Origin of the sequence: Lactobacillus johnsonii ATCC 33200 (assembly GCF_000159355.1) — a bacterium.
Lineage (GTDB): Bacteria > Bacillota > Bacilli > Lactobacillales > Lactobacillaceae > Lactobacillus > Lactobacillus johnsonii.
Window position 1 is genome coordinate 172,206 of the sequence record NZ_GG670120.1, and the last position, 17,123, is coordinate 189,328.

General features: G+C 34.0%; 16 protein-coding genes. 14 read left to right on the top strand and 2 right to left on the bottom strand.

The window, feature by feature from the left end; genetic code table 11:
• The coding region (locus tag HMPREF0528_RS09325) for an oleate hydratase (protein WP_004893836.1) at nucleotides 1–405 on the top strand (405 nt) is incomplete at its 5' end.
• A 68-nt stretch (nucleotides 406–473) separates the two neighbouring features.
• On the opposite strand, the gene HMPREF0528_RS00880 is transcribed toward HMPREF0528_RS09325, so the two are convergent.
• Nucleotides 474–1,703, bottom strand: a complete 1,230-nt coding sequence (locus HMPREF0528_RS00880; RefSeq protein WP_034525033.1) for a DUF2075 domain-containing protein — start codon at nucleotides 1,701–1,703, stop codon at nucleotides 474–476.
• A gap of 69 nt (nucleotides 1,704–1,772) precedes the next feature.
• A complete protein-coding gene (locus HMPREF0528_RS00885) occupies nucleotides 1,773–2,795 on the bottom strand; it encodes a lactonase family protein (protein WP_004893841.1) in 1,023 nt (340 codons plus the stop codon).
• Between the two features lie 138 nt (nucleotides 2,796–2,933).
• Between HMPREF0528_RS00885 and HMPREF0528_RS00890 the strand changes: the two genes are divergently transcribed.
• The 13 genes from HMPREF0528_RS00890 to HMPREF0528_RS00950 all read left to right on the top strand — a co-directional run.
• A complete protein-coding gene (locus HMPREF0528_RS00890; protein ID WP_004893844.1) occupies nucleotides 2,934–3,314 on the top strand; it encodes a PTS glucitol/sorbitol transporter subunit IIA in 381 nt (126 codons plus the stop codon).
• Between the two features lie 11 nt (nucleotides 3,315–3,325).
• Nucleotides 3,326–4,507, top strand: coding sequence for an AI-2E family transporter (locus tag HMPREF0528_RS00895; protein WP_004893847.1), 1,182 nt, complete (start codon nucleotides 3,326–3,328; stop codon nucleotides 4,505–4,507).
• A 72-nt stretch (nucleotides 4,508–4,579) separates the two neighbouring features.
• Entirely contained in the window at nucleotides 4,580–5,137 is a 558-nt protein-coding gene (locus HMPREF0528_RS00900) for a tRNA (cytidine(34)-2'-O)-methyltransferase (protein WP_004893849.1), read from the top strand.
• Between the two features lies 1 nt (nucleotide 5,138).
• Nucleotides 5,139–5,573: a DUF1149 family protein gene (locus tag HMPREF0528_RS00905; protein ID WP_004893852.1), complete on the top strand. Its 435-nt coding sequence runs from the start codon at nucleotides 5,139–5,141 to the stop codon at nucleotides 5,571–5,573.
• Nucleotides 5,574–5,594: 21 nt separating this feature from the next.
• Nucleotides 5,595–8,018 carry an FtsK/SpoIIIE family DNA translocase gene (locus HMPREF0528_RS00910; RefSeq protein ID WP_004893854.1) on the top strand — a complete coding sequence of 808 codons (2,424 nt, stop codon included), beginning with the start codon at nucleotides 5,595–5,597 and terminating at the stop codon, nucleotides 8,016–8,018.
• 2 nt (nucleotides 8,019–8,020) lie between these two features.
• Nucleotides 8,021–9,235 carry a M16 family metallopeptidase gene (locus tag HMPREF0528_RS00915; RefSeq protein ID WP_004893856.1) on the top strand — a complete coding sequence of 405 codons (1,215 nt, stop codon included), beginning with the start codon at nucleotides 8,021–8,023 and terminating at the stop codon, nucleotides 9,233–9,235.
• The gene (locus HMPREF0528_RS00920) at nucleotides 9,232–10,467 is read left to right on the top strand and encodes a M16 family metallopeptidase (protein WP_004893859.1); all 1,236 of its coding nucleotides are present in this window, start codon (nucleotides 9,232–9,234) and stop codon (nucleotides 10,465–10,467) included. The genes HMPREF0528_RS00915 and HMPREF0528_RS00920 overlap by 4 nt, the downstream gene beginning before the upstream one ends.
• On the top strand, nucleotides 10,468–11,196 hold the full coding sequence (ymfI, locus tag HMPREF0528_RS00925; RefSeq protein ID WP_004893861.1) for an elongation factor P 5-aminopentanone reductase: 729 nt from the start codon (nucleotides 10,468–10,470) through the stop codon (nucleotides 11,194–11,196).
• Between the two features lie 58 nt (nucleotides 11,197–11,254).
• Nucleotides 11,255–12,304: a helix-turn-helix domain-containing protein gene (locus HMPREF0528_RS00930; RefSeq protein WP_004893864.1), complete on the top strand. Its 1,050-nt coding sequence runs from the start codon at nucleotides 11,255–11,257 to the stop codon at nucleotides 12,302–12,304.
• Nucleotides 12,304–12,867, top strand: coding sequence for a CDP-diacylglycerol--glycerol-3-phosphate 3-phosphatidyltransferase (pgsA, locus tag HMPREF0528_RS00935; RefSeq protein WP_004893865.1), 564 nt, complete (start codon nucleotides 12,304–12,306; stop codon nucleotides 12,865–12,867). The genes HMPREF0528_RS00930 and pgsA overlap by 1 nt, the downstream gene beginning before the upstream one ends.
• A gap of 162 nt (nucleotides 12,868–13,029) precedes the next feature.
• Nucleotides 13,030–14,121 carry a recombinase RecA gene (gene recA / locus HMPREF0528_RS00940; RefSeq protein ID WP_004893867.1) on the top strand — a complete coding sequence of 364 codons (1,092 nt, stop codon included), beginning with the start codon at nucleotides 13,030–13,032 and terminating at the stop codon, nucleotides 14,119–14,121.
• Nucleotides 14,122–14,247: 126 nt separating this feature from the next.
• Nucleotides 14,248–15,870: a ribonuclease Y gene (gene rny, locus HMPREF0528_RS00945; RefSeq protein ID WP_004893869.1), complete on the top strand. Its 1,623-nt coding sequence runs from the start codon at nucleotides 14,248–14,250 to the stop codon at nucleotides 15,868–15,870.
• Between the two features lie 101 nt (nucleotides 15,871–15,971).
• Nucleotides 15,972–17,123: glycosyltransferase family 4 protein (locus HMPREF0528_RS00950; protein ID WP_004893871.1), on the top strand; the 1,152-nt coding region annotated here is incomplete at its 3' end.

Below are 17,123 nucleotides of genomic sequence, written 5' to 3' on the forward strand. Positions count from 1 at the left end.
ATGAACACCGTTCCGGTATATATGCCTTATATTACTAGTTACTTCATGCCTCGTCATGATGGGGACCGGCCAGCTGTTGTACCAGAAGGATCAAAAAATTTAGCATTTATTGGTAACTTTGCTGAAAGTCCTACTAGAGATACAGTGTTTACGACAGAATATTCAGTTAGAACAGCTATGGAATCTGTTTATACACTACTTAATGTAGATCGAGGAGTTCCAGAAGTTTGGAGTTCTGTTTATGATATCCGGGAATTACTTCGTGCTATGTATTACATGTCTGATAAAAAGAAATTAGCAGACCAAGAAATGCCATTACCAAAAAAATTAGCTGTAAAAGCTGGTATGAAAAAGATTAAGGGAACATGGATTGAAGAGTTGCTTGAAGAAGCAAATCTAATTTAAAGATATAACAATTTATTTGAATGAGAATTAACAAAAAAAGATTATGGTTTGTTTTAAACCATAATCTTTTATTTTGTCTTTTGTGTTGCTTGCTTGAACATAGAGACTAAAGTTTTTCTAAGCAAGGGATCGTGAGCATAAAGATAAGTTCCTTTGATTCCACGCTTAAATAAAACGTTTAAAGAATTAAGAACCATTTCTTCTTCAAGAGTTTTGATTTCATGAGGATCAGATAGATCTTTTCTCTTTTTAAACATTTCTATATCAGTTATTTTGTCTAAATTAACACGGATTTTGTTTTTATCCGGGATTTGGCTGATGGGCGGTCCGATAATAATACCAACATAGTTTAAATCAAATCCCTGACAAGTATATATTGAGCCTACCTCATCAATTGTTTTTGGTATTTCAGCCCAAGGAGTGGCAGTGTAGTTATATTGGTCCCATGGCATTTTGAATTTTCCTTCTTGGATGTAATGTTTGCCTCCATCTAAAGTCGAAGGATAGCCGGATGTAGAAAGAACTCGACTTAATCCTACTTCACGGTTGCGCTTAACGATTTCCTTTCGCATTTTCTCGGCATCATCAAAAATACGAAAGTCATAGTTGCTATTAGCATTAGTAGGGATAGGATCAATGATTTTATGTTTAGTAAATGAATTGAACCAACTAAGTAACTCAGAAGGAGCGGTCATTCTAAATTGATGTTTTAAATGATATTTTTGATGAGGATAGGGATCGATAATTTTTTCTAGGCGATCTTTAGTCCAAAGAGTTTTCATTTTTAGTACTTGATATGGATCAAATACTAAAATCACTACCTTGCTTCTTTTAATAATTTCAGTTAACTGATTTTCATGATAAAAATTATTGTAATGATCTGGCTTAGAAAGAAGTAAGTGAGCTTCATCGATTATAACAATATCAGCGTGTTCATTTTTCTTATCTAATTGATTAATAAAAGTAGTTGGTCTTTGAAAATTTTTCTTTAAGAGGTTAGGCAAAGTTCCAGCAATTTGACGATAAACTTTCAAAATCTCTGGATGATTAACAAGAAAATAATTATTAGTTTTATAAATACTATTAGTTTTATCATCACGTAATTTCTGCACTTGGTAAAACAGGGAAGAAAGAACGACACTTTTTCCCGTACCAGCCTCTCCATAGATGGTGAAAATAGCGGGAAAGTTCCGATTAATGTGTTGTTTAGTAAAAGAAATAATTTGAGTAATTAGATTTTGTTGTTCTATTGTTAATTTCTTGAAAGGTGAAAGTTTATCAGCTGCATTATTTTGCATATTGTATATCCTTTTTCCAATAAATAAAGAAAAGCCATGAATATTCATGGCTTAATTTATAGAATGAGTTTAATCTTCTTCAAATAATACGCGTGTAGCTTCAGGAACAGAAATGTCTTTTTGAATTGGAGTTAGATTACCAGTTTCAGAGTTTCGACGGTAAAGAGTTGCGTTATTAGTATTTTGATTAGCTACAACTAGGTACTTTTCTGCTTTATCCCAGTTAAAATCACGTGGGAAGGAACCAAAGACAGAAATTCTTTGGGCTAATTCTATTTTTCCATCATCTAAAACTTTAAAGACCGCAATTGAATCATGACCACGATTAGAAATATAAATAAATTTTCCATCTTTAGAAATTCGAATTGCAGCAGCTCCATTATGATCAGTAAAATCATCAGGGATAGTTTTATATGTTGCTATATCCTCAAATTCCCAAGTATTTTCATTTAAACGGGCAACATTAACCTGACTAGATAATTCACCAACAATGTACATGGTTTTACCATCTGGTGAAAAGGTAAGGTGCCGAGTACCAAAGCCTTTTTCCATTTGATAGCGTGCTAGGTGTTTTAATCTGTTATCGTCTAATTTATAAAAATCAACAGCGTCGATTCCTAAATCACATGAAACTAAATTACCAGCAGGAGTTTCATCGAAGAAATGTGGGTGAGCCTGATCTTGTTCTACTCTTGGTCCATGACCCTCACGCTTGTCGTTAGTAATGAAGGTTAATTTTCCATTCTTGTCGTAAGAAAACACATTAATAGTTGCTAAGTGATAATTTGCAGTGAAAACTAAATGCTTTTGTGGATCAACACTGATGTAGCAAGGAGCTGCTCCTTTGTGAAAATAGGTATCTAATTTTTCAGCTTCACCATTTTTAATTCTATAGGTAGCAATTCCACTCTGGTCTCCTTTTTGAATGATAGTAAACAATAAATCACCAACTAATTGGAAATACGTTGGTCTTTCAATTTCAACAGTATTTTTAATATTAGTTAGTTTAATATCAGTTCCATCATTTTCAACATTAGCAGTATAAATACCCTTTGAGTCATGGCTCGTATAGCCACCAAACCAAACTTTCATAATTTTTATGTTAGCCTCCTGATAAAACTTTCCATAACATATTTATTTTCTACCTTTTAATAAGAATAGGCAATCGTAATTAAGTGTTATTGGATAAATAAGTTGATATGGTAAAATTTAATAAAGAGGTTGATAAAAATGAAATGGAATTCTACAATTACTGCTATTGGTTCGGAAGCATTGGATCCAGCAGATAACATCGTAATTTTATTTGATAATAAGGCTACCGATAAGTTGCGGGATGTTGCTGTATTGCAAGAGTTCGATCAAACAACACCAGTAGAAAAATTTGTCTTTAAAAAAGACGATTCTATCACAATTGATGGCACTACCTATTTAGCTCTATATGTTGGACCAATGGTTCAAATGAATATGCAAGCTATTGGTCATGCTACTTTAGTATTTACTGATGAAGTTCCGAAAAAGCCAATGACTAATGCTATATATTTAGAAAAAGATTCTAAAGAAAAAATGCCAGAATTTAAGGTAGGCGAGTGGATTACCTATGAACATAGATAAGAGGGAAAGCTATGGATGTAAAAAAACATCATCAGAAGAGTAATTTTTTTGTTAAGTGGTTTTTGAACAACCGTTTTAGCATAGCCTTACTTAATATTTTATTGTTCTTCTTGATCATTTTGGTATTTAACCAAATTTCTTTTGTGTTAAATCCTTTTTGGACATTTTTTAATGCAATTTTTCCACCAATTTTAGTTGCATCAATCCAATACTATTTAATGGATCCAGTAGTTGATTGGATGGAGAAAAAATTAAAAGTTCCACGAATAATTACGATTATTCTACTATTTGTTATTGTTGTAGGAGGATTGATTTGGATCATTAATACTTTGATCCCTATTATTCAGCATCAAACTGATTCCCTAGTAAAGAATTGGCCAACTTATTGGAAAGATGCACAAAAAGGTTTCGAAAAGATGATTCGCGATCCACGCTTAAATGGAGTCCGCGGAGGAATTAATCAAGCTCTTTCTGATGCACAAACTAAAATGTTTAAAACAGGTCAGGATAGCTTCAATTTAGCCTTGAGTAACTTGTCATCTGCTGTTAACGTAATTACAATGATTTTTATGACCTTATTAACAGCACCATTTGTTTTATTCTTTATGTTAAAAGATGGTCATCGTTTGAATCCTTATGTGACTAAGATTGCTCCTAAAAAACTACAACCTAGTTTTTCAAGCTTACTTAGTGATATTAACGGAGCAGTTGCTTCCTATATTCGAGGCCAAATTACTGTTGCCTTCTGGGTTGGAGTAATATTTGCAATAGGTTATTCAGTAATTGGACTAAATTATGGAATTACATTAGCAGTTTTAGCTGGAATTTTGAATATGATCCCATATTTTGGTACATTTATTGCCTTTATTCCTGCAATTATTTTAGGATTAATCAGCTCTCCAATGATGTTGATCAAAGTCTTAATAGTTTTTGCTATAGAGCAAACACTTGAAGGACGCGTTATTTCACCACTAGTAATGGGAAATAAGATGAATATGAATCCTGTTACAACTATTTTGCTATTAATTGGTGCAAGCGCAGTAGCTGGTTTATGGGGAGTTATTTTTGCCATCCCTGTCTATGCTGTAATCAAAATAATTGTAACCAGATTATTCAATTATTATCGTAAGATTTCAAATCTTTATGATGATGAATCAATCGAAGATAGTGATACTCAAGGAAGTAAAGAGTAGAATTGAAGATAGAATTAAGCGTGGTACTTGCCATATTACAGGTGCTGCGTTTTTTTACAAGAGGAGTTTTTTATGACAAATCACGTTGTACTTTATGAACCATTGATGCCAGCAAATACGGGAAATATTGCTCGTACTTGTGCAGGTACTAATACAGTTTTAGATTTAATCGAACCGCTTGGCTTTCAAATTGATAATAAAAAAATGAAGCGTGCTGGATTAGATTATTGGGATAAAGTTGATATTAGAATGCATGATGATTTAGAAGCTTTTTTAAATACACTTGGTCCAAATGATGAAATGTACTTAATCTCAAAGTTTTCTTCAAAAAATTATGCTCAAGTAGACTATACGGATCCCAATAAAGATTATTATTTTGTTTTTGGTAAAGAAACAACAGGCTTGCCAGAAACTTTTATGAGAGAATATTATGATCGGAATCTTAGAATTCCTATGTCTGATAATATTCGTTGTTATAATTTATCAAATTCAGTTGCTATGGTTTTATTGGAGGCTTTAAGACAGCAAGGTTTTCCAAATATGGAAAAGAGCCATCACTATGAAAATGATAAGTTAAAGGATAATTACAATCGTCCTGAACGTTATGAAAGAAATTTAGGAGAGAATTAAAATGGATTTTAAAAATATGACCCCAATCGTAGTTCGTTCTTTTCACTATGATTTAAATGATGAACAAATGGTAAAAAATCAAGTTAATGTTTCCTTGCGCCAGGTTTATCAAGATTTAGAAGATGGCAGTCAAGATGAAGGTAAGAACGGCAAATATTTCGAAATTGCCGTTCCTTTTGAAGTATCACCTGCTCCAGGTGACTTTACAGTTAGTGGAGTGATTACTAGAGTGGTTCAATTTGTTGACTATTTTGGTGATGGTTCAGATTTAGAACCGTCAGATTATCAACTACTTTCTAGACCTTTAGTTGAAGAAATTGAAACTTTGACTTATGAAATTACTCAATTAACTTTAGACCACCCAGTTAACCTTAGTTTTAAGTCAAACTTTAACGAGTTAAACAAGGATAATCAAAAAGATAAAGATGACAAATAAAAAGATTGAGAAGGTGTCTTGATGGCTAAAAAGCGAAAACGCAGGGCAACAAAAAAGAAAAAAACAACTACTAAAAAGAAAAAGCAAAGTATGGACTGGGTCATTACAGGAATAGTACTTGTCTTAGTAGCAGTTTTAAGTTGCGTTCATTTCGGTTTATTTAGTCAACAACTAATTAATTTAATTCGATTTTTTGTTGGTGATAGCTACTATTTAGCTAGTATTATTCTTGGTTTGTTTGGCTTAGTAATGGTTATTTATAATCAACCCCCACATTTCAGTTTGAAGCGTGGTAGTGGGTTAGGTGTATTTTACTTGGGTTTACTCCTTTGGGAAAGTTCTCGCGTTTTTAATCAAATGATGATTCATCGAGGATTTGTAAATGCTTTTTTGACATCAATTGGTGAAGAATTTTCCCGGGCGCAGATTACAACTAAGGTTGGTGGCGGCTTTATTGGAAGCATGTTTTATCAACTTGTTTTTCCAATTTTGGGAACCGTAGGATCTGAAGTAATATCTTTGTTGATGATGCTAATCGGTATTTTAATGATCTGTAACGTAAAATTTGCTACCTTGCTGTCCGGTTTTCAAAAAGGTTCACAATTAGTAATTAAGAAAAATAAAGATGCTGGGGAAGCTTTAAAAAGTAAATACAGCGATTTAGTTGAAAAGCATGAGCAAAATAAGCAAGAAAAATTAAATAATCGAGAAAAACTAACTGATCCTTTAGATAATCATGATGATACTTTCCCAAGTATGTCTGATTTTAATAGTGAACCTGCGGTTTCTAATAAAGTTAAGGAAGAAAGCGGTCCAAAATTTGAGCCTCCAATTGAAGTTTCCCAAGAAAGCATTCCAATAGCAACAGAAGTTGAAGCCAAACCTATAGATGATTTGCCGGCTTCGCATACTTATGCTGAAGAAGATCAAAAGATGAAACAAGAACTTCAAACTGTTGATCATGGAGATTTAGAGACAAAACAAAGTACTCAGCCAAAGAATCCCAACTATAAAAAGCCGCCAATTAATTTATTGTCAACTATAAAAAATGTAGATCAGAGTCAAGACAAGGCTCTAATTCAGAAAAATAAAGAAGTTTTAGAGTCAACTTTTAAGAGTTTTGGTGTGCATGTTATTGTAAAAAAAGCTGTATTAGGTCCAACAGTCACTCGTTATGAAGTCCAGCCAGCAGTTGGGGTGAAGGTAAGTAAAATAGTCAACTTAGCGGATGATCTTGCTTTGGCTTTAGCTGCAAAAGATATCCGTATTGAAGCTCCAATTCCAGGGAAACCATTAATTGGTATTGAAGTGCCGAATCGAACTACTTCTGCCGTTTCATTTAAAGATGTTATGGTTCATCAAGATGCAAAATCAAAAGAGATTTCGCTTGATGTGCCATTAGGCAAAGATGTTGAAGGAAAAGTAATTTCAGCAGATTTACGTAAGATGCCACACTTGTTAATCGCGGGATCTACTGGATCCGGTAAGTCCGTTGCAATTAACACAATTATTACTAGTGTTTTGATGAAGGCTTACCCTGAGGATGTAAAGTTAGTACTAATTGATCCAAAAATGGTTGAACTTTCTGTATATAATGGAATTCCCCATTTGCTAATCCCTGTTGTTACGGATGCTAAATTAGCAACGAATGCCTTACGTAAAACTGTTAAAGAAATGGAAAGACGCTACCAGCTTTTTGCTGCTGGAGGCGTTCGAAATATTACTGAGTACAATCAAAAAGTAGTTGAAAATAATGCTGATAAAAATAATTCAGTAATGGAAAAGCTACCTTATATTGTTGTGATTGTTGATGAGTTAAGTGATTTAATGATGGTTGCTGGGCATGATGTAGAAGATGCAATTGTTCGTTTGGCTCAGATGGCGCGAGCAGCAGGAATTCACATGATTTTAGCAACTCAAAGACCTAGTGTTGATGTTATCACCGGGTTAATTAAAGCAAATGTTCCTTCAAGAATCTCTTTTGCTGTTTCTAGTGGAGTAGATTCGCGAACTATTTTGGATCAAGTTGGTGCAGAAAAACTTCTAGGACGTGGAGACATGCTCTTCTTGCCAATTGGTGCTGCTAAACCTGAACGGGTTCAGGGAGCATATATATCTGTAACTGAGGTAGAAAAAATAGTATCCTGGGTAAAGGAACAACAAGAGGCCGTATATAACGAAGATATGATTCCTTCGAAAAATGATTCTGAGAGTCAAGCTGAGAACGAAGATGAGCCTGAAGATGAATTTTATGATCAGGCAGTAGCCTTAGTGAGAAAGCAACAATCAGCTAGTGTTTCTATGCTTCAACGTAGATTTAGAATTGGATATAATCGAGCTGCAAGAATTGTAGACGAAATGGAAGCTAAAGGAATTGTTGGACCATCCGAAGGATCAAAACCTAGACAAGTACTTATTCCATCAGAAAAGAACGATGACCAGTAATTATGACAAATATTAGAATTGACCATAATTTAAAATTTAAAACAGCCACGTTGGGCTGTTTTTTACGTTTACCTTTAGATAAAAAAACACTGGCATTAGCAAATATCTTAGCTTACATGCAGAGCAATGCCACTAAAGAATTTCCGGGTATAAACTTACAGGCGAAAACTTTTTCTAACCTTTATAATACAAGTTTGCAAGTTTTTCCTGAAGTATTTGGAAATCAAATCGTAGTTTTTTATACTATAAATTTCGTTGAACCACGTGAAATCTTAGATCCGGACTATAATTATGAAGTAATAATGGATGCTTTCTTTAAGGTGGTAAAAGAACCTCTTTTTGATGGTCAATTATTAGAATTAGCAAAAAGGCAGCTCGAACAAGAAAGAAAACAATATTATGAGTTGCCGGCGAATGTTTCTTTAAGCGGATTTTTTAATACCTGGTATCGAAATATGCCTAGTTACCAAGATAGTGTTTTTGGGGATGAAAAGACACTCAAAAACGCTAGTTTAGAAGAAATTAAGTCATTTTTTAATACGTTGAAAAATGCTCCAGCTTTTTGTTTAGGACAAGCACAAGATCCCGATAGTTTAACTGACTTAGTTCAAACACAACTTGATTGGCCTGGCTATTTTGATGATTTTGTAGTTTCTACATTGTCTCTTCCTGCAGAAGAAAATCCAATTGAAAGAGAGATACAGTTTAAGAGTGAACAAGCCCAGCTTTTAATTGGATATGGGTATGATCAATCTCTTCCAATATATCTAAAACAATTTGGCGGATTATTTTTAGGAGAATATCTTGCTGGGGATGAATCGGCTAAGCTCTTTACTGAAGTTAGAGAAAAACTAGGAGCAGCATATGCGATTGATGCGACTAATTATCTCAATAATTCTCTATTTTTAATTAGTACAGGAATTTCTAAAGATAAAATAGCAGCTGCCTCTAAAGCAATTAAAATGGGTGTAAAAGCAGTGCAAGATGGAAAAGTGGATGAAGGAATTTTCTCTAAGGCTAAGTCTGCCTTAAAGCGTAACTACCAAATTAGTACTGATAGGCAAGATTTGATTTTGATTCAGATGCTAGCCAATGCTCTAAGAGGGCGTGACTATACTTTTGTACAGAGAATTGCTGATGTTGATCACTTCAAGATAGATAAATTGGTTGAATTTAGTCAAAAATTATACTTTAACGAAAGCTATTGTTTAAAATGAAAAAATTAGATGTAACAACTAGAGACTACAAATTTGGATTTCGGGCAAAAGTAATTAGAAGACCACTTTTTGCACAAAAGTTTATGGGAATAATTGTAGATTTTGGTGGTAGTGATCCTCAAAAATTATGTGGTGGAGCTCATTTTTTAGAACATAAATTATTTACTAAGAAAAGTGGCGACATTTCTCAACGATTTGAAGAAATTGGAGCTTCTACAAATGCATTTACTACGTATAATGAAACGATGTTTTACGCTAGCTTTACTGAACATTGGCGTCAGGTTTTACCGTTAATTTTTGAATTAGTTGGAACAACGTATTTTACTAAAAGTAATGTTACTAAAGAATCAAAAATTATTGCTCAAGAATTAGCGATGTACCAAGACGACCCTAATTGGCAAGTGAATTATGAGTTAATGCAAATGATGTTTCCGAAAACAAGTTTGGCAGAAGATTTAACCGGTACAAAATCTAGTTTGAAAAAAATGACGCCAGAAATTTTACAAGAAATTTATAACAATAACTATGTTAGTTGCCGGATGGAATTTGTTGCTTGTGGGGGATTCAGCGAAAACCAAACTAAAGAAATTTTACGTGAGGTAGGGAAACTTGAGAGTAAATATTTAATTTCTAAAAAAGTTGCACCTAAAAAATTATCCATTGTAAATTCTCAAAAACAGCATAATAAAATTATTGCATCCGATTTAATTACGTCTAGGGTCGGTATAGGAATAAAACTACCTGACTTTAAAAAAGTAGGTTTAAGGAATAGCACAGCACAAAGTATTTTTGAAATGATGCTCCAAGCAAAGTTAGGAGTAACTAGTCCTTGGTTTGAAAAGATGCAAAAACAAGGTATTTTAAATTCACCGATGGAGCTACAGGTCTCATATACTACTGCGGGTAATTTTGCTACAATTATCGGCGCTTCAGGTAAACCAGATTTGTTTTTAAAGAATATTAAGAGCCAACTTTTGGAAGTTCCAGTCACGGAAGAGGCCTTTGTATTTCAAAAAAAGGAAGCATTGGCACAGACTATTAGAGAATTTGATGATCTTAGTACAATTGCTATTGAAGAAGCAGAATATGGACTTGAAAATGATAGTTTTAATTCAGCATCTCAGGCAATTCAATCTTTAAGTTTTAATGAATTTTATACAGCTGTTGAAAATATATTGGATAAAAGTGATATATTTACTACAACTTTAAAAGGTAAAGAGGAAGCTAACTAAATGAAGCGTGCAATAATTTTCGGAGCAACTGGTGGAATAGGAAGAGCTATTGCAGAAAATATGGCTGAAAATGGCTGGTCTTTATATATTCATTACAATCATAACCAACAAGAAGCTGGTAAAATGGTACAGGAATTCATTGAAAAATATCCAGACCAAGAATTTTTTTCATTAAAATTAAATTTTTTGGCTGAAGATGATGTGATTAAAAAAATAGTATCAAATCTCTTACCAATAAGTGCTGTGATTTTTACACAAGGAATCACTAATTATCAATTTCTTGGAAGTCAAGAATTAGATGAAATTGAGAAGATTATCCAAATTAACTTATTAGCTCCGATAAAGATAACTTCCCTTTTAGAATCCCAGCTTTTAAAGCAGGTACATGGCCGAATAATATTTATTGGATCTGTGTATGGAGGACAAGCAAGTGCGCTAGAGAGTGTGTATAGTGCCAGTAAAGGTGGATTATCAAGCTTTGTACAAGGGTATGCACGTGAGGTGGCATCGACTAATTTAACTGTAAATGTGATTGCTCCTGGAGCAGTTGATACACCAATGAATGCAATTTTTGATGCTGAGACTTTAAACGAAGTTAAAAATGAAATTCCTGCAGGAAGATTGGCAGATACGAAGGATATATCTTTTTGGGTAGAAAATTTGCTTGATGAACGTTCAGACTATTTAACTGGACAAACTATTTATGTCGATGGTGGCTGGCTTGTTTAATGGTCGATTAGTTTGGTATACTCATATTTGAATTATTGCAAAAAGTTGAGAGGATATTATGGCAGATATTGGAGATAAATTACGCAGTGCTCGTAAGGCAAAGGGCATGTCAATTGAAGATGTAGAAAAAATAACTAAGATTCAGCGTCGATATCTTACAGCAATTGAAAATGATGATTTTGATCAATTACCGGGAGATTTTTACGTTAGAGCCTTTATTAGACAATTTGCTGATGTTGTTGGTCTTAATGGCAAAGAATTATTAGCAGATTATAAATCTGAAGTACCTGAAGCAAAACCAGAAGAATATGTTGAAAATTCAATCGACAATAAGAGCGAAAGAATTAAAGAGACGACTAATAGTCGTAAAGGACTATGGCGTAACTATTTACCTCAAATTGCAACAGTAGTTGGTGTTGTTCTAGTAATTCTAGTAGTTTATATTGTTTACACTCGCTTCTTTACTGGAACTAATCAACAGTCAGCAAATCAAGCTGAGAATGTAACCGTTTCTTCTCATATCAAATCTTCAAAATCTAAAGCTTCATCAAAGAAGAAATCAACTCCAAAAACTACAACCTCAGAAGTTAAAATTTCTAGTTTAGGTAATAATAGTTACCGTGTTAGTGGATTGAAGAGTGACCGAACTTTAACTTTAGGAACCACTAAGAATGATGTTTGGGCACAAATTTTAGTAAATGGTTCTTCTGTTTGGCAAGGAACTTTGAAAGCTAATGAGAAGCACTCAGTTCAATTACCAGAAAATGTAAACAATGTTTCTGTACAAATGGGGAACAGTGTATCAACTACTTTGACTTTAGCCGGTAAGAAGGTAAATGCACATAATGCAACTAATCCAGCTTCACCAATGACAATTAGATTTACATTTGCTGGACATAGTAATCAAAGTAGCCAAAGTAGTAGTACTCGTCAAAGTAGTGCAACTACTCAAAGTTCAACTAATAATGTAAATAATCAAACACAACAAAACCAACAAAATAAAAATACACAAAATGGCCAAACTACTCAAAACAATACGCAAAATACGCAGAACACACAAGGTCAAACTAATACTACCCAAAATAATGGAGGTCAAAGTAACCGTTAATGAATTTACCAAATAAATTAACTATGTTTAGAATTTTCATGATTCCAGTTTTTATGCTAGTCTTAATTTTTAATTGGCCAGCAGGCGGGGCAACTTTCCTAGGAGCACATATTTATTGGTCTCATGTGTTAGCAGCTGTAATTTTTGCGGTGGCATCAATAACTGATTTTTTGGATGGACATATTGCTCGTTCAAGAAACTTAGTTACCAACTTCGGAAAATTTGCTGATCCATTAGCAGATAAAATGCTAACGATGACAGCTTTTGTATTTTTAATTTCATTAAATTTAGCGCCTGCATGGGTAGTAGCTATCATTGTTTGTCGTGAATTAGCCGTCACTGGTTTACGTTTGATTTTGGCTGAAAATAAAGGCCAAGTTTTAGCAGCAAAAATGCCAGGTAAAATTAAAACTACGACTCAGATGCTCTCGATTATTTTCTTATTGCTTGGTGATGTGTACTATATTGGTACAATCTTATTGTACATTTGCTTAATCTTTACTATTTACTCTGGTTACGATTACTTTAAGCAAAGCGGTGATGTATTTAAAGGTGAAATTTAAGATTAAAAGAAGCAGAGATGCTTCTTTTTTTTGAAAAAAATTAATAAAAAATGCGTAATAAAAAGTAGAGAAACATAATATTGAACGCTAGTTCGTATTTTTCTTGCTTTTAGGTAGTCAAACCAAGTATAATTATTATAAATGGAATAAGGAGGAAGAGATTTGGCTAAAGATGATAAAAAGAAGGCTTTAGACATTGCCTTAAAAAAGATTGAAAAAGACTTTGGAAAAGGCGCAGTGATGCGCATGGGTGAAAAAGTAGATACTCAAATTTCCACTATTCCTTCCGGTTCACTAGCTTTAGATGCAGCTCTTGGAGTTGGTGGCTATCCTCGTGGACGAATTATTGAAGTATATGGACCAGAAAGTTCTGGTAAAACAACTGTGGCTCTTCATGCTGTTGCAGAAGTTCAGAAACGTGGAGGAACGGCAGCTTATATCGATGCGGAAAATGCGATGGATCCTGCTTATGCCGAAGCATTAGGTGTTGATATTGATTCCTTAATTTTATCTCAACCAAACACTGGTGAAGAAGGTTTGCAAATTGCAGATACGCTTATTGCGAGTGGTGCAATTGATATCTTGGTTGTGGATTCCGTGGCTGCGTTAGTACCAAGAGCCGAAATTGACGGTGACATGGGAGATTCACATGTTGGTTTGCAAGCCAGATTAATGAGTCAGGCTTTACGTAAACTCTCAGGAAATATCTCTAAAACTAAAACTATTGCTGTTTTCATTAACCAAATTCGTGAAAAAGTTGGGGTTATGTTTGGAAATCCAGAAACTACTCCTGGTGGACGTGCTTTGAAGTTTTACTCTACGATTAGATTAGAAGTACGTAGAGCAGAACAAATTAAACAAGGATCAGACGTAATTGGTAACCGAGTTAAATTAAAGGTTGTAAAAAATAAAGTTGCTCCTCCATTTAAAGTGGCAGAAGTCGATATCATGTATGGGAAAGGTATTTCTCAAACTGGTGAGTTAATTGATATGGCCGCTGATAAAGATATCATTAAGAAAGCTGGCTCGTGGTATTCATATGGGGATGATCGCATTGGACAAGGCCGCGAGAATGCTAAGCAATATCTAGAAGAGCATCCTGATGTTTACGAAGAAGTAAAAGAAAAAGTTCGTGAAGCTTATGGAATTGATGCTAAAGCAATTGAAGAACGGGAAAATCCTGAAAAGGTAAAACAAGACAAGGAAGTACCAGTAAACAAAGATGCTTCCGATGAAAAAAGTGAAAAAAAATAATCGACAGATACAGTTAAACCTTGGCTTTTAGAGGCCAAGGTTTTTTGTATGATTGACATCACTTCCGGATACTTTTATTATTAATAATGTGTGAAATAATTCTATAAAAAAGGCGATAGTAAAAATATGGTAAATACAATTTTAGTTCCTGTTGCTGTCGCTATTGTTTCTGTCTTAGTTGGAGGTTGTGCTGGCTATAGTATCCGTAAAAATAAGTGGGAAACTCAAGCACAGAATGCAGCCCATGATGCAAAACACATCTTGGCAGATGCAGAAAGTAAAGCTAAAGCTGTAGAAGCTGATCTTGCTTCACAAAAAAAAGCAATGAAGAAAGCTGCAGAAGATGCAAAAAAAGAAAAAATTCTGGAAGCACAAGAAGAAATTCATCATTATCGCGAAAGAGTAGATAATGAACTTAATGAACGACGTCAAGAGGTTTCTAGACAAGAAAGTCGCTTACTGCAACGTGAAGATGCTATTGATCATAAAGATAGTTTGTTGGATCAAAAAGATTCACAACTCACACAGAAAGAAAACCAAATTAAAAAATTGCAGGCTCAAGTTCTAGAAAAAGAAAATAGAGCCGATCAATTAGTGACCGAGCGAGAGAAAAAGCTCTATGAAGTTGCAGAGTTGAATCAAGAAGATGCTAAAAAGATCGTTTTAGATAAACTTTCAGACCAATTGGTTAAGGAAAGAGCAGAAATGATTGAAGAAAGTAATCAACTTGCTAAGGCAAAAGCAGATCATTTTGCTCGTAAAGTAATTGTAGATGCAATTCAAAGTAGTGCAGCCGATACAGTTTCTGAAAAAACTGTTTCAGTTGTTAATTTACCAAGTGATGATATGAAAGGTCGTATCATCGGCCGTGAAGGTAGAAATATTCGCTCATTTGAGGCTTTAACTGGTGTAGATGTAATTATTGATGATACTCCAGATGTAGTGGTCTTAAGTGGCTTTGACCCAATTAGACGTGAAATTGCAAAAAGAGCATTGGAGCGTTTAATTAAAGATGGCCGAATTCATCCAGCGCGGATAGAAGAAATGGTTGATCGTGCTCGTAAAGAAGTAAATGATGATATTTACGAAGCTGGTGAAAGTGCCTTAATGGAACTTGGTATTCATAAGATGCATCCAGAATTGGTAAAGATTTTAGGACGCTTAAAGTATCGTACGTCTTATGGACAAAATGTTTTATCTCATTCTATTGAAGTGGGTAAATTAACAGGCGTAATGGCTGCTGAACTTGGTTTAGACGAAAAAATAGCGGTACGCGCAGGATTATTACACGATATTGGGAAGTCAATTGATCATGAAATTGAGGGTTCCCATGTAGAAATTGGTGTTGAACTTGCACGAAAGTATCATGAACCAGATTTGGTTGTGAATGCAATTGCTGCTCACCATGATGATGTTCCTAAGTTATCCTTTATTGCAGAATTAGTTGTAGCTGCTGATACGATTTCTTCAGCTCGACCAGGTGCTAGAAGCGAATCTCTAGAAAACTATATTCGTCGACTAGAACAACTAGAAACGATTGCAAAGGGACACATTGGTGTAAAACAAGCATATGCAATTCAAGCAGGACGTGAGATAAGAGTAATGGTTGAGCCAGATAAGATCTCAGATGCTCGTACTACTATTCTTGCTCATGATATTAGAAATCAAATTGAACAAGATATGGAATATCCTGGTAACATTAAGGTTACGGTTATTCGAGAAAAACGTGCTGTTGCAATAGCTAAGTAAAGACGAATCTTTAAGATTCGTCTTTTTTGTTTACCGCTTTATTGTGTTTATATTGGGGTGTAGGTATAATGAAAAAAAGAAGTTTAAGAAAGTAGATTGTTATGTTTCAAACAATTGTTAAAATATTCTTATTAGTAATTATTACTGCTGCTATAACTCCTTTTATTAGAAAATTAGCTTTTGTGTTAGGTGCAGTTGATAATCCAAATGCTCGTCGCATCAATAAAAAGCCAATGCCTACTATTGGTGGATTAGCAATATTCGTAGCTTTTAATATTGGAGAATTTGTTTTATTACGGAAGGATTTTCCGACTCATGAACTTTTTTCAGTATTATTGGCATCCAGTGTTATTATCTTAACTGGTTTGATTGATGATATTTTAGAATTAAAACCGAGACAAAAAATGTTTGGGATTTTTGTTGCATCCCTAGTTGTATATTTCTTAGCTGGAATTAAAGTAAGAGAGTTAAGCTTGCCATTTTTAGGCCATATTCAACTAGGTTGGTGGAGTTTTCCCCTTACCATTTTTTGGATTCTTGCCTTAACAAATGCTGTCAATCTTATTGATGGTTTAGATGGTTTAGCTACCGGTGTTACCTTAATTTCCCTTGTAACAATGGGAATTGTTGGTTTCTTCTTTTTAAAGAGTTGGCAACACTATGTTCCAATTATGTGTATTATGTTAGCAGCTTGTTTATTGGGCTTTTTACCTTATAATTTTCATCCTGCGAAGATATTTTTGGGAGATACAGGTGCTTTATATATTGGCTTTATGATTTCCGTCCTATCGTTAAAAGGATTAAAGAATGTAACTTTTGTGTCATTATTAGTTCCAATTCTTATTTTGGGTGTTCCAATTACTGATACAGTTTATGCAATGATTAGACGAAAATTAAATAAAAAAAATATATCTCAAGCTGATAAACATCACTTGCATCATCAATTAATGCGAATGGGATTATCTCATCGTCAAACTGTGTTAGCTATTTATGGAATTTCACTTATTTTTTCTTTTGTCTCATTGCTTTCATTAGTGTCTCCTCGCTGGGGGATCTGGTTATTAATTTTAGGTCTGTTATTCGCAGTTGAGCTTTTTGTTGAAACGATCGGATTATTAGGCGAAAAATATAAACCACTTCTGCATTTTCTGCAACACACTATTAATAAAATGGAGCGTGCAGATCCTGAAGTAAAAGTGAGACGATTAAATAAAAAGAATACAAATAAAAAAGATTTAACTAAACGTAAACTA

Bases quoted from the DNA above. Each gene is read 5' to 3' on its own strand.
- HMPREF0528_RS00880 (WP_034525033.1), bottom strand. From the start codon at position 1,703: ATGCAAAATAATGCAGCTGATAAACTTTCACCTTTCAAGAAATTAACA.
- HMPREF0528_RS00885 (WP_004893841.1), bottom strand. From the start codon at position 2,795: ATGAAAGTTTGGTTTGGTGGCTATACGAGCCATGACTCAAAGGGTATT.
- HMPREF0528_RS00890 (WP_004893844.1), top strand. From the start codon at position 2,934: ATGAAATGGAATTCTACAATTACTGCTATTGGTTCGGAAGCATTGGAT.
- HMPREF0528_RS00895 (WP_004893847.1), top strand. From the start codon at position 3,326: ATGGATGTAAAAAAACATCATCAGAAGAGTAATTTTTTTGTTAAGTGG.
- HMPREF0528_RS00900 (WP_004893849.1), top strand. From the start codon at position 4,580: ATGACAAATCACGTTGTACTTTATGAACCATTGATGCCAGCAAATACG.
- HMPREF0528_RS00905 (WP_004893852.1), top strand. From the start codon at position 5,139: ATGGATTTTAAAAATATGACCCCAATCGTAGTTCGTTCTTTTCACTAT.
- HMPREF0528_RS00910 (WP_004893854.1), top strand. From the start codon at position 5,595: ATGGCTAAAAAGCGAAAACGCAGGGCAACAAAAAAGAAAAAAACAACT.
- HMPREF0528_RS00915 (WP_004893856.1), top strand. From the start codon at position 8,021: ATGACAAATATTAGAATTGACCATAATTTAAAATTTAAAACAGCCACG.
- HMPREF0528_RS00920 (WP_004893859.1), top strand. From the start codon at position 9,232: ATGAAAAAATTAGATGTAACAACTAGAGACTACAAATTTGGATTTCGG.
- ymfI (WP_004893861.1), top strand. From the start codon at position 10,468: ATGAAGCGTGCAATAATTTTCGGAGCAACTGGTGGAATAGGAAGAGCT.
- HMPREF0528_RS00930 (WP_004893864.1), top strand. From the start codon at position 11,255: ATGGCAGATATTGGAGATAAATTACGCAGTGCTCGTAAGGCAAAGGGC.
- pgsA (WP_004893865.1), top strand. From the start codon at position 12,304: ATGAATTTACCAAATAAATTAACTATGTTTAGAATTTTCATGATTCCA.
- rny (WP_004893869.1), top strand. From the start codon at position 14,248: ATGGTAAATACAATTTTAGTTCCTGTTGCTGTCGCTATTGTTTCTGTC.